This window comes from Methylotenera oryzisoli (assembly GCF_004661485.1).
In the GTDB taxonomy this organism is placed as follows: domain Bacteria; phylum Pseudomonadota; class Gammaproteobacteria; order Burkholderiales; family Methylophilaceae; genus Methylotenera; species Methylotenera oryzisoli.
Map to the genome: position 1 here is coordinate 128,774 of NZ_PQVH01000006.1, position 12,807 is coordinate 141,580.

Here is a 12,807-nt window from a genome sequence, read left to right on the forward strand (position 1 = left end):
TATTGCACCTGACCAGTACCGATAAACAAAATGACACGTAGCTTATACACATGCTTACTTTATCTATTGCTGCCGTTTACGCCGCTTAAGCTGCTTTGGCGCGGCAGAAAGCAGCCAGAGTACTTAGCGCACTGGCGTGAGCGTTATGGCTTTTATCAAGCACCAGTGCAAAAGCCTGTTATTTGGCTGCATTGTGTTTCGGTTGGCGAAACGCGTGCCGCAGAGCCCCTGATCAAAGCTTTATTAAGCCAATATCCCACCCACCAATTATTACTGACACACACTACACCAACCGGCCGCGCGACCAGCGAGCAGCTGTTTGGAGATAGTGTCACCCGTGTTTATTTACCCTACGATGTACCGTTTGCCGTTGCCCGCTTTTTACAGCACTTTAAACCGGTAGTGGGCGCACTGATGGAAACCGAGCTATGGTTTAACCTGATTGCAGGCTGCAAGCAACGCAATATCCCTGTGCTGCTGGTAAATGCCAGACTCTCAGAAAAATCTGCCGCGGGTTATGCCAAACTAGGCCAGCTACTGCCGCAAGGTTTGCAAAACTTAAGCGCGATTGCTGCGCAAACCGAAGCCGATGCTAGCCGCCTGCAACATTTAGGCGCAGCCGAGGTAGGCATTACCGGCAATATCAAATTTGACGTTACCCCACACCCCACCGCACACAGCTTAGGGGCACAGTTACGCCAGCAATTAGGCCAGCAACAAGATATAGCACGCCCAGTATTTTTAGCCGCAAGCACGCGCGATGGCGAAGAAAGTTTGATTATTGAAGCCGTCAGCAAAGCCAATATCCCGAACTTACTCACGATTATTGTGCCTAGGCACCCACAGCGCTTTGAGGCAGTAGCCGAGCTACTAAAAAAATCTAACCAACCCTTTATGCGCCGCTCCACGCTTAACGATGCGGCGGTAGCAAGCAGCACGCATTACCTATTGGGCGACTCAATGGGAGAAATGTTCACTTACTATGCCAGTTGTGATGTTGCCTTTATCGGCGGCAGTTTGCTGCCGCTGGGTGGGCAAAACCTGATTGAAGCCTGTAGCATGGGTAAACCCGTGCTGGTAGGGCCGTATACCTTTAACTTTGAAGAAGCTACCAAAATAGCAATCGCGGCTGGTGCAGCCAACCGGGTGCAGAATGTAGATGAGCTAAGCCAAAAACTACAGCAATTATTTGCACACGAGCAGCAAAGGCAAGCCATGTGTGATGCCAGCATTCAATTTACTGAGCAGAACCGCGGCGCCACGGAAAAAACCTTAAAGATAATGCAAGCTTATATTCAAGCGTAATATTAGAGGGAAGATCCTAAGTTAACCCAAAACAAAGATGCCTATCACTCCATTTCATTTTGGCCCTGGTGCAGCGATTCATGCTATTGCCCCTAAGCATGTAAGTTTTTTAGCCTTTTGCTCTGCCAATGTTCTTATTGATATTGAACCACTTTATTACATGGTCACAGGGCAGTACCCTCTACATAGATTTTTTCATACCTACATCGGTGCTACCATCATTATGGTTGCTACAGCGCTTATCTTCTTTTTCGTCCTAAAGTTGGCTTCACGGGTAAGGCTACCTAATTTATTTCAATGGCAAAGCTTAAAGCCACTCCCCATCTTGCTGGGTGCGGCGGCTGGTAGCTATTCTCACATTGTGCTCGATAGTGTAATGCATGCTGATATTGTTCCACTCTCACCATTCAGTGAGGTTAACGTGCTTTATCAGTTAGTTTCACTTGGTGAACTGCATCTTTTTTGTGTATTTGCTGCGGTGTTGGGTTTGGCTATACTTGGCATTCGTCGGCTACTTAAAGCTAGACATGCAGGCTAGCCAATCGCTCAGGCGTGACCGGTCACACCAGCTTATTCAAGCGTTAGCGAATCAACTTACTAATCGCCTTGAATGCATCGCCCTGCGCCACTCCTAGCCACTCGAACACTAGCGACTCAGTATTAGTGATGATGCAGCCAGCGCTGCGCATACGTGCAATGGCATTTGCCTTATTTGCCGGGTTGCGAGAGATGATGGCATCTTCCACCACAAACACCTGTTTACCAATAGCGATTAAATCCAGCGCCGTTTGCAGCACGCAAATATGCGCCTCCATCCCGGCAAGGGCCACTTGCGCATGATCACGCGTTAATTGGCGGCTAAATTTGGGCTCAGCCAAACAAGAGAAGCTTACTTTTTCTACCGGGTGGATATGCGGGCTGACCGCAGATAGCTCAGGTACGGTATGGCCTAAGCCTTGTGGATATTGTTCAGTAATAATCGCGGCCACATTCAGCATATTGGCGGCCTGCAGCAATATGCCGCAATTTTTAAGCACGGCCTGCATATCGTCAGTTGCCATGACTGCGGCTAACTTGGTTTGCACGTCCACCACGACCAGCTGACTTAACGTAACATCTGCCTTATGCTGAATATTCATATCAACGCGCTCCTGCAACCACTAACTGCTGGTTAATATCCGCTAAATCCACCTCGGCTACCACGCCAGTAGTTGCTTTCAAACGGATGATATTCACCAAATAGCTGTAACGCGCCTGCAATAAATCACGTTTAGCGCTAAACAGTTGCTGCTGCGCGTTCAGCACATCTACACTGGTACGCACGCCCACCTCATAACCTAGCTTGGTAGAGTCTACCTGACTTTGGCTAGACACCAGCGCCTGCTCGTAAGCTTTCACCTGCGCAATACTGGAGCTTAAATTAAGGTAAGCACGCTGTGTTTCAAGCTCTGCACTGCGGCGTGCGATTTGCACATCGTCCTGCGCTTTTTGCTGATTGAGCACCGCCTGGCGCACGCGTGAACTGACCGCGCCACCCTGATACAGCGGAATTTGTAACTGCAGACCGATGACAGCGGTTTTGAGCTCACTGCCGATGCCGTTTGCGCTGCCATTGGAGTAATTGTCGTTATAATTCGCCACCGCATCCAATGTAGGCAGATGCCCTGCGTTTAAACGCTCTACCTCTTGCGCAGAAAGCGCCAACGCATCCTGTTGAATCTGCAGTTTTAAGTTATTTTGGTTGGCAACCTCTAGCCACTTATCCACACCCTGTGTCAAACTGGTAGCTGCCATGTCTGACTTAACGCTAGCTAATTTCTGTGGTGTTTGCCCAGTAATGGCTTGCACCGAGCGCTGTGCAATTTGGTGCTCATTCACCGCTGCAATCTCTTGCGCGAACACTAAGTCATAACGCGCCTGCGCCTCGTTCACATCGGTAATGGTGGCGGTACCCACCTCAAAATTAGCCTTGGCCTGCTCGAGCTGGCTGAGAATGGCGGCTTTCTGCGCAATGATTAAGTCTATTTTGTCTTGCGCCAGCAATACATCAAAGTAAGCCTGCGTCACGCGCAAAATCAAATCCTGCTTACTCAGATTCAGCTGCTTATCTGCCTGACTAACCTTCACTTTGCTTTGGTCAATTTGCACCAGGCTATCTTTACGATAAATGGGCTGGCGCGCCTCTACACCATAGCTATAGCCTTCATAGTTAGAACGCCCTTGTACTCTGAATGGACTGTTTCCGGATAAATACTTAAGGTCAGACTGCGTAGCGGTGGCGGCTGCATTTAAATTTACCGTGGGGCGATACAAGGCCTTGGCTTGCTCTATGGTTTCTTGCGCCGCTTGATTGGCGCTCAACGCTGACGCCAGCGTGGGGTCATTGGCCAGCGCCTGCTGGTAAACCTCTATCAGCGAATAAGCTTTGTCATCAGCATAGGCGCAGGACACCAACACTGACCACAACACCATGCACTTGATTAAGACTTTAAGCATATTCAATGTGGGCGCTTAATCAATACTGGCGATTAAAAAGCAAACTTGGTGGCCTGTGGCGCGTTTTCCTGCACTGGCAAGCAGGTTTCAAAAATCGTTTCATGACGGAATGACGCTTCGCTGACACGCTCAGTCACCGTGGCTTCCATAATTGGTGCATCGCCCACGACCGCAAATAAACGGCCACCAACGTTTAACATTTTTTCTGCAGCAATCGGACGTAGCGGCAATGAACCTGCAAACACGATGACATCGTAAGGTGCAGCTGCAGCAAAGCCATTCACGCCATCGCCTACGTACAGCGTAGCGTTATGAATACCCTGCGCCTGCAAACGATATTGCGCGGTATTAGATAGCGCTGGGTAAATTTCAACCGCATGTACATGCTGTGCCAAAGTGGCCAACAGTGCAGCCAGATAGCCACTGCCGGTACCGATTAGCAATACTTTATCGGTCTTTTTAATATTAAGCGCTTGCAGAATACGGCCTTCCAGCTTAGGGGACAACATGGTTTGGCCTTCACCAATAGGCAACTCTACATCTGCAAATGCCAAGCCCACCTGAGACTCTGCAACAAACTTTTCACGCGGCACAGCATCTAGCACCGATAACACTACTGGGTCTAGTACCTCCCAAGTGCGAATTTGCTGCTCAATCATGTTAAATCTGGCTTCACCGATATTAAATTGAGCGCTTTCTACTGTTTTTGCTGTTTGTGTCATGTTGATTACTCTAAATGGGTTTTATTTAATGTTAATTATAACGCAAGTGCTTATTGGCTAAGGTACTTTTACGCTAAACCATACCGCCATCTAGGCTGGCAAGCCTCATGCTAACTGATGCCGTACTGGCTCAACTTATACCATAAGGAGCGTTCGCTAATTTCCAGCACTTTAGCTGCCTTGCTTTTGTTGCCATTGGTCTGCGCCAGTGCTTGGGCGATAAGCTGCCGCTCTAACTGCTCCACTGCATTTGGCAAGCATAGCGGGTTGTGCTTTGCTTCGGCAGTATCTGCATCATGACCTAACGCGGTGGCGACCATGAACTCACTGGTGCTATTGAGCATTTCAGCCGGCAAATGTTGTGGCTGTATCTGCCGATTGCCGCTGATGATTGCCGCGCGCTCCAATACATTTTCCAACTCGCGCACATTGCCCGGCCAGTCATACTGCATGAGCACCTGCACGGCTTGCGCTGAGATCTCTACGCGACGCTTAGCCAAAAAGTGCGTTGCCAGCAGCTCAATATCCGACTTACGTGCTTTAAGCGCAGGCAGATCGATACGGAATACATTTAAACGGTAATATAGGTCTTCACGCAGCTTGCCGTCTTTTATCGCATCACGCGGGTTGCGATTAGTCGCCGCCACCACGCGAATATCCACAGCAATCGGGCGATTACCACCCAAACGCTCAATCACATTTTCTTGCAGCGCACGCAGCAGCTTGGCTTGTAGCTGCATCGGCATTTCTGTCACTTCGTCCAGAAACAAAGTGCCGCCATCAGCCAACTCAAACTTACCGACCCGCTCTTTCACTGCACCGGTAAACGCGCCCTTTTCATGCCCGAACAGCTCTGACTCCAGCATTTCATGCGGAATCGCCGCACAGTTCACTGCAACAAACAAAGCATTGCTACGTGGGGAAGCGGCATGAATCGCACGCGCCACCAGCTCCTTGCCTGTGCCTGTATCACCCGCTACCAGCACTGTTGCCTTTTCGGGCGCTACCTGACGGATAGATTCAGCCAGATGCTGCATCGCGGGGCTATTGCCAATCAAACCGGTACCGACTGCTTTATCTTCACGCAGGAATCTATTCTCAACCACCAAGCGTGAAAAGGATAAGGCACGCTTAATCGCAAGCTCTAGCTCGGTTAAATCAAACGGGCGCAGAATGTAATCTGACGCGCCATTTTTCATGGCGTCTATCGCCGAGCTGATCTCACCTTGTGCCGTCACGATAATCACAGGCAACTCAGTGTCGTTTTTACGCACCTCTTTCAGGAGCTGTAAGCCATCCATACGCGGCATGTGTAAATCTGTAACCACGCAATCCACTTTTTGCGTATTAATCACATCTAGCGCTTCGCGCCCATCTTTGGCAGTCAGTGGCTGATAACCAGCCTGACGCAGGCTAATCTCTAGCAAGCGCAGCATGCTAGGCTCATCATCCACGGCTAATATGTATTTGGTACTGTCTGACATAATCTCACTTTGCCATTTTACTTTTCTTATGACGCCGCATCTTGCAGCAACTGTCGTTTCGGTAGTTCAATTCTAAAGTCTGCACCACTGCTACCCAATGTACTTTTCTCAACGGCCAACGTTCCGAAGTGAGCAGTTACTATCTGTTTAGATACCGCCAAACCTAAACCGATACCGCCTGGCCGCTGCGTAAAGAACGGGTCAAATATCTGTTCTTTTTGTGCGTCAGTGACGCCTGCCCCATTATCCGCCACGCTAATGACGACATGGTCTGGTGCATCAATAATAGACGCTACCACCTTGCCACCGGCTGGCAGTACCTGAATCGCATTTAATAGCAAATTCAGCAATACCTGTGTCATCTGCTCGGCATCGCACTCGACCAACACACGGCTTATAGCCTCAGTTGCTGAGGACTGAGGCAACACCACCGCTAGATTAACATCCTTTTTATTGGCCTGCATACGCAGCATTGCCACCGCATGCTCCACCATCGGCACCAAGTCATGCACAGCAAACTCCGGTGGACGTGGACGCGCAGAATCCACTAACGTAGACACCAATTTATTTAAACGTTCAGTTTCCATATTGATAAACGCCACCACCTCTTGCCCTTCTGGGCTCAGTTTTTTTTCACGCGCCAACACTTGGGCTGATGAGCGTAATATGCCGAGCGGTGTTCTGATTTCGTGGCTCATCGCTGCCGCCATTTCACCTGCCACCGCCAGTTTGGCTGCGCGGGTCAGGTTTTCTTTAGACAAAGTTAAGTCATCCATCATTTTGCTAAACGCGCTGGACAATGCGCGTACCTCTGTCGGCCCATCCACTTTGGGTGGTGCTCCGTTGGTAGATCGCATAAAGTGATTGGCGTAATCTGTCAGCCTAGCCAACGGTCGCGTAATGCGTGCCGACAATGGTGCTGCAAAGGTGGCGGCCGTTAAGCCGGTAATAATCAAGAGCAGAATAAACATATAGCCCATGCGATGCACTGGCGCCATTACCACAGAGCGATATTGTGCAATTGACACAACCCAGTTAAATATCGGCGGCTCGGCAGTAGGCTGCAAGACAGAGTCGACAGAAATATCATGGGCCGCCACGATTTTTTTCCAGTGCTGTGTTTCTGCCAGCACGCGCGTAGCTGGATGTGGGTCATCCGGATTAATCAAGGCAGCCGCACTCCCCTGATTAGCCGTGCTTTCTAAAATTCTGGTGACCGCACTCCAATCAAAAACCACCCATAAAGTGCCCACTTTATGTTGATTGGCATCCAAAATGTCACTGGCCATGCGCAACTTGTGCTGCTGCAGCTGATACAAACGCACAACACGATTTGCAAATGAAATTTGCAGCCATAACGGCACACTGGCATCTGGTTTACCAATATCCGCTGGCTGGCTGGAAGCCACGATCACATTGTGATTATTAACTACATAAATAGACTGGTATACCCCGTGATAAGTTACTTTCAGCTCATTGAGAAAGTTAGATAAGCGCTTGTCAAAGTCGCCAATCACGACTTCATCCATGATTTCCAGGCGGCTCCAGGAGGCAAGATTCTGCAACCGCTCAAACATCATGTTATCCACCTGACGCGCGGCTGCATTGGCGCGTGTTTGCATATCGCGCGCGATTTCCTCCCTCAATACGGTGCGCGCTTCGTAGAAGGTAAGCAGTGTCACTATCAGCATCGGCAGTAATGCCGTCATCAAGAAACCCAGCAAGAGCAGTTTCTTTACTGGCATTGATTTTACGGTGGATAGATTCAAAATATTTAGCCTGTGCTTAAGCACCTATAATTCATGCAGTACCGGATTAACAGGATTGCGCCTCCGTTGACCTGCCGCAACGCTTTGCGATAGATATCGAATATAATTCGCCTATGCATTTAATTTCAAAAATTATCGCTGATTTTAAAGCTTGGAGCTTCCATGCGTCTCATCAATAAATTCCGTATCAGCAGTGTAGCCGTGCTACTGCTGCTGTGCAAGATTACCTATGCCGAGGAAGCCTCCGACCTGCAAAAAGGCGTGCTGGATGGCTTCAGGCTAGGCGGCTACACCAGCGCAGGCATTACAGTGCCGCGTGAATCAGAAGCAAGCGCCGCCATTAACGAAATCAGCCTGATTTTGACTTGGGAGGGCGAAAGCCGCCTCAGGTTTTTTAGTGAACTAGAATTAGAAAAACCGCTTACTTGGGATGATGATAACAAGTTCCACAGCAAACAAAGCAATATTGATTTAGAGCGCTTTTATCTAGATTACAACCTGTCAGACAATATCAACCTGCGCGGCGGGCGCTTCCTCACGCCTACTGGCCGCTGGAACCAGCTACACGCCTCTCCATTGGTATGGACAAGCTCACGCCCCATTGCAACTAGCAGACTCTTTCCAACAGCAATTAACGGGGTCATGACCTTTGGCGCAATTTCGCTAGATAAAAGCGCGCTTGAGTACTCAATATACATAGAGACACTCAAAGACCAAGATGTCAGCAAGGACGAGCTAAACTTCAAAAACACTAAGGGTGCGCGTATTGCGTTTGGCCAACAGGCCAATATAGGCGTGAACTTAATGTCGTTTGAAGAAAAAAACACCACTAGCGCTCGTTACCATATGCTGGGGCTAGACTTCCTTACGCACTATCGCGACATTGAAATATTAGGTGAGGCATTCCAGCGCTGGGATGCACATAACAACAGCAGCGGCTATGGTGCCTATCTGCAAACCGCCATCCCGTTACCTATCGGTACCAACTGGTATGGCATTACACGTGTTGAAACCTTCCAGCGCCCTGACGAAGGGCATCAGCAACGCTGGTTACTAGGCGCCACTTGGCGCATTAAGCCCGCCCAGTTATTAAAGCTGGAATTTACCGGCGGCAGTGGCGACCAGCCTGAGTCACCGCGCGGCTTTTTAGCTTCATTTGCGGTGCTGTTCTAATGCGCTTACTGATTGCAATCTTGCTAGTAACAAGCAGCCTGTGCCTGCCTGCGCCTAGCTATGCCGCAGATAAAACCGTGATTGCGGTGATTGTAGCCAACGACAATCCCATCAAAAGCATTGCGGTGGGCGAGCTTAAACTCATTTACTGGCGCAAAAAAACTTACTGGTCACATGGCCAGCGCATTCACCCCATTAACCTGCCACCTGACAACCCGCTTAGACTGCACTTCTCCAATAGCATTTTAGGCAGTTTGCCTAATACACAAAGCGACTACTGGAACGGTTTATATTTCCACGGCGTATCACCGCCCCATGTACTATATTCGGACGAAGCCGCCATCCGCTACGTGCAGGAAACAGCAGGCAGTATTGCCTATGTAGACGCCTGCAAACTGGATAATCGCGTTAAAGCCGTGTTATGGATCCTGCCTAACGGTGAAACCAGTACCGACGCCGCTGTACTTAAATGCAATTAAGTGACGCTTTCTCAGCTTCTATCATCTTTAAATAGCGCCTGCCTGGTTAATAAAACTTACAGCAACTCTGCGCATTGCCGCAAACATGGCAATCCACGGCCGTTCAAATTAAACGCCGGCTGAATTCTGCTAAAAATAAACGCATCGGCGGCACCAACCAATAAATCCAATGTCAAAAATTCTGTAAGGTGCCAGCACGGCACGAGCAGTAACTGATTGTTATCTCAGGGATTATTAATTTACTGTACCAAGCTTAATTGCACCTCCTTAATTTAAGTGCAATATTTGCATGGTGTAAATTTATAAGTCTCAATGTTACATACCATTTTTGCATACACCTTGCTTGGTGGACGCAGGTATAGATGGTATGAATATATGATTGAAAGGGCTAAGCACCCATTTTATTAACAAATATAAGTTATTGATTATTAAATACATAGTCAATTATTTAACAAAAGTGATTGATACCAATCCTCACCTCAAGACAATACATCGGCATGCTAATTGCCTTAGCTTATATATGATTAATTGAAGGTGAACGACAACATGCTGAGCCTAAGTTTTGATGCAAGTCCATTATTTTTTAATGCAGAAGCTGCGTATAAAACCCGCCCTTTTGCTGCAGCCAAACGCCACCTTGCTAGCGATATCAAGGCTGCTAGCGTTGAGCTAGGGGCGCCTGATCGCCGTGAGGTTGAACAATTTATTCATGATGTATTCGCTCACACCTATGGTGCTGATATACAGCACTTTATGCCGCAGCTCATTAGCTTGCGCGGGGAGAATAACCAGTTAGTGGCGGCATTTGGTATGCGCAAAGCAGATGCAGAACCCTTGTTCTTAGAGCGCTATTTGGATGCGCCAATTGAAACAGTGATGTCTAATCACTTTAACCGTGCAATTACACGCCAGCAAATTACTGAAATTGGTAATTTAGCGGTGTCTAATCCCCGCAATGCCGGCGTTTTAATTGCGCATGTCATCCAATACAGCTTAGATAATAACGTTGAGTGGTGCGTAGCCACCGCCCACCATAGCCTACAAAATGGGCTCATTAAAGGCGGGCGCGATGTTTACGCACTACAAGGTGCGGACAAATCACGCCTCACAGCAGCAGAACAAAGCGCATGGGGGCGCTATTACGACAACTCACCACAAGTGGTGGCGGTAAGAGGTATAGCTCAGCTATAAGTGCGATGCAGCAAAATATAATGATCAGTGCTATCGCAAACCATGCAGAGCAGCATGGCGATAAAATCGCGCTGCGTGGCAAAGATAGCCAGCTCACCTATGCTGAACTGCAAGCTGAGATTCAAGCACAGCAACACATGTGGAATGGCTTAGGCCGGCAAGAACAACCCACCATTGCGTTGGCGTTAGACAACCATCCGGCCTGGGTGGTACTGGATTTGGCTGCACTAGCGAGTAACATCCCGCTTATTCCATTACCGTTCTTTTTTTCAAACACACAATGGCTGCATGCGATTACAGATGCCGGTGTGGATATCGTGATCACCGACCATCCAGAATTGTTTGAGCCCTTACTGGCAAATAACATTGCCAATCAGACACAGTGGACAGTGGCGGGAAAGACGCTCACGCAATTTGCATTAAAATCTCCAGCAAAGGCTGTGTTACCTGCTCACACTGCCAAAATCACCTACACCTCTGGCTCCACAGGCACCCCTAAAGGTGTATGCCTCAGTGCAGACAATATGATTAATGTAGCAACCTCTATTGCCGAGGCTACAGAACTAACCTCAAACGATATTCATTTAAACGTGCTGCCACTGGCTACCTTATTAGAAAATGTGGCGGGCGTTTACGCGCCATTGCTTGCCGGTGCCTGCTGCGTATTGCTGCCTGGCAGCGACATCGGCCTAACGCGCGCCACTGGGCTGGATATTCAAAAACTGCTCAATGCACTTGCACAAACGCAAGCATCCACGGCGATTTTTACCCCAGAGTTACTCAATGCCTTGGTGCATCAAATAGAAGCAGGCGATCAGCTCCCTGGCAGCTTACGCTTTTTAGCGGTAGGCGGCGCATCCGTGTCGCCAGCACTACTTAAGCGCGCACAGCAAGCCTCTATATCGGTTTACGAAGGCTATGGCCTTTCTGAATGCGCGTCCGTGGTAGCGCTCAATACCCCAGCATTGAATAAAATTGGCACGGTGGGTATGGTGTTGCCACACCTGAACGTGAGCTTTACAGACGAACATGAAATTGTGGTGAGCGGCAATGCCTACTTAGGCTACGTAGGGCAAACCGCCACATCATCTCCACAGCTTTACACTGGAGATATTGGCTATATTGATGCAGATGGCTATTTGGTAATTTCTGGCCGCAAGAAAAACATATTTATCACCTCATTCGGGCGTAATGTATCCCCAGAGTGGGTAGAGCGTGAGCTAACCATTTCGCCAGGCATTGCACAAGCCGCCTTGTTTGGCGAAGCAAAGCCATGGAACACTGCGATTATCGTCCCCGGAAAAAATAGCACGACAGAACAGATTAAAGCCACGATACAAAGCATCAATCATGGCCTGCCAGACTACGCCAGAATCACGCAATGGCTGCCTGCCGATGAACCGTTTACACTAAACAACCAACAGCTTACGGCCAACGGCAGAAACCGCAGAGACGTCATTTGGCAACATTACCAGCAAAAAATTAATGCGCTTTACGAAAGATAATGCATATGAACTTTTACCAAAGATTACTACAGGCCACTGAAAAAGAACGCAATGAACTACTCAGCCTGCCGCTTATTACCAAAGGCGCCACCGGCAAGATTTCACGCGAAACTTATGTGGGGTTTTTAACCCAGGCTTACCACCATGTGAAGCACACCACACCATTGCTCATGGCATGTGGCGGCCGCCTGCCAGCACATTATGAATGGCTGCGCACAGCCATCGGTGAGTACATTGAAGAAGAAATGGGGCATCAGGAATGGGTGCTCAATGACATTGAAGCATGCGGCGGCGATAAAGAAGCTGTGCGCCACAGCACAACAGCGAGCCACAGTGCCAGTTTCGCCACTGAAGTCATGGTAGCGTATGCTTACGACATGATTAACCGCGTGAACCCAGTTGGCTTTTTTGGCATGGTACTGGTACTAGAGGGAACTAGCACCGCAGTTGCCACGCACGCAGGTGAAGCGCTGATGCAATCATTAAACCTGCCGAAAAAAGCCTTTAGCTACCTGCTCTCCCATGGCTCGCTTGATATCAGCCACGTTTCTTTTTACGAGAGCTTAATGAACCAAATTACCAATGCTGACGACCAAGCACTACTGATTCACAGTGCAAAAACATTTTATAGATTGTATGGCAATATATTCCGTACAATAGAAGCCGAATACATGCAAGATTGA

General features: G+C 48.8%; 12 protein-coding genes. 7 read left to right on the forward strand and 5 right to left on the reverse strand.

Going from position 1 to position 12,807, the window contains the following annotated elements:
* The first annotated feature begins 30 nt into the window (after nt 1-30).
* Both waaA and C3Y98_RS04060 read left to right on the forward strand, forming a co-directional pair.
* Nucleotides 31-1,305 carry a lipid IV(A) 3-deoxy-D-manno-octulosonic acid transferase gene (gene waaA / locus C3Y98_RS04055; protein ID WP_135276833.1) on the forward strand — a complete coding sequence of 425 codons (1,275 nt, stop codon included), beginning with the start codon at nt 31-33 and terminating at the stop codon, nt 1,303-1,305.
* A 37-nt stretch (nt 1,306-1,342) separates the two neighbouring features.
* Nucleotides 1,343-1,843 (forward strand): hypothetical protein, encoded by a 501-nt coding sequence (locus C3Y98_RS04060; RefSeq protein ID WP_135276834.1) that lies wholly within the window; start codon nt 1,343-1,345, stop codon nt 1,841-1,843.
* A 43-nt stretch (nt 1,844-1,886) separates the two neighbouring features.
* Here the strand turns inward: C3Y98_RS04060 and C3Y98_RS04065 are convergent, their stop codons facing one another.
* The 5 genes from C3Y98_RS04065 to C3Y98_RS04085 form a co-directional block, all read right to left on the reverse strand.
* Nucleotides 1,887-2,444, reverse strand: a complete 558-nt coding sequence (locus C3Y98_RS04065; RefSeq protein ID WP_135276835.1) for an isochorismatase family protein — start codon at nt 2,442-2,444, stop codon at nt 1,887-1,889.
* 1 nt (nt 2,445) lies between these two features.
* Entirely contained in the window at nt 2,446-3,801 is a 1,356-nt protein-coding gene (locus C3Y98_RS04070) for a TolC family outer membrane protein (RefSeq protein ID WP_135276836.1), read from the reverse strand.
* Nucleotides 3,802-3,833: 32 nt separating this feature from the next.
* Nucleotides 3,834-4,523, reverse strand: coding sequence for a protein-L-isoaspartate O-methyltransferase family protein (locus C3Y98_RS04075; RefSeq protein ID WP_135276837.1), 690 nt, complete (start codon nt 4,521-4,523; stop codon nt 3,834-3,836).
* Nucleotides 4,524-4,633: 110 nt separating this feature from the next.
* On the reverse strand, nt 4,634-6,007 hold the full coding sequence (locus C3Y98_RS04080) for a sigma-54-dependent transcriptional regulator (protein ID WP_135276838.1): 1,374 nt from the start codon (nt 6,005-6,007) through the stop codon (nt 4,634-4,636).
* A 26-nt stretch (nt 6,008-6,033) separates the two neighbouring features.
* Complete coding sequence (locus C3Y98_RS04085) at nt 6,034-7,776, reverse strand: sensor histidine kinase (RefSeq protein WP_245234316.1); 1,743 nt, start codon at nt 7,774-7,776, stop codon at nt 6,034-6,036.
* A gap of 162 nt (nt 7,777-7,938) precedes the next feature.
* Here C3Y98_RS04085 and C3Y98_RS04090 point away from each other — a divergent pair, with 162 nt between their 5' ends.
* The 5 genes from C3Y98_RS04090 (at nt 7,939) to C3Y98_RS04110 (ending at nt 12,807) form a co-directional block, all read left to right on the forward strand.
* Nucleotides 7,939-8,949, forward strand: coding sequence for a hypothetical protein (locus C3Y98_RS04090; RefSeq protein WP_135276839.1), 1,011 nt, complete (start codon nt 7,939-7,941; stop codon nt 8,947-8,949).
* On the forward strand, nt 8,949-9,428 hold the full coding sequence (locus C3Y98_RS04095) for a type 2 periplasmic-binding domain-containing protein (protein WP_135276840.1): 480 nt from the start codon (nt 8,949-8,951) through the stop codon (nt 9,426-9,428). Before C3Y98_RS04090 ends, C3Y98_RS04095 begins: the two co-directional genes overlap by 1 nt.
* A gap of 546 nt (nt 9,429-9,974) precedes the next feature.
* Entirely contained in the window at nt 9,975-10,619 is a 645-nt protein-coding gene (locus C3Y98_RS04100; RefSeq protein ID WP_135276841.1) for a thermostable hemolysin, read from the forward strand.
* Nucleotides 10,620-10,639: 20 nt separating this feature from the next.
* Nucleotides 10,640-12,124 carry an AMP-binding protein gene (locus C3Y98_RS04105; protein ID WP_245234317.1) on the forward strand — a complete coding sequence of 495 codons (1,485 nt, stop codon included), beginning with the start codon at nt 10,640-10,642 and terminating at the stop codon, nt 12,122-12,124.
* A gap of 5 nt (nt 12,125-12,129) precedes the next feature.
* Complete coding sequence (locus C3Y98_RS04110; protein ID WP_135276843.1) at nt 12,130-12,807, forward strand: iron-containing redox enzyme family protein; 678 nt, start codon at nt 12,130-12,132, stop codon at nt 12,805-12,807.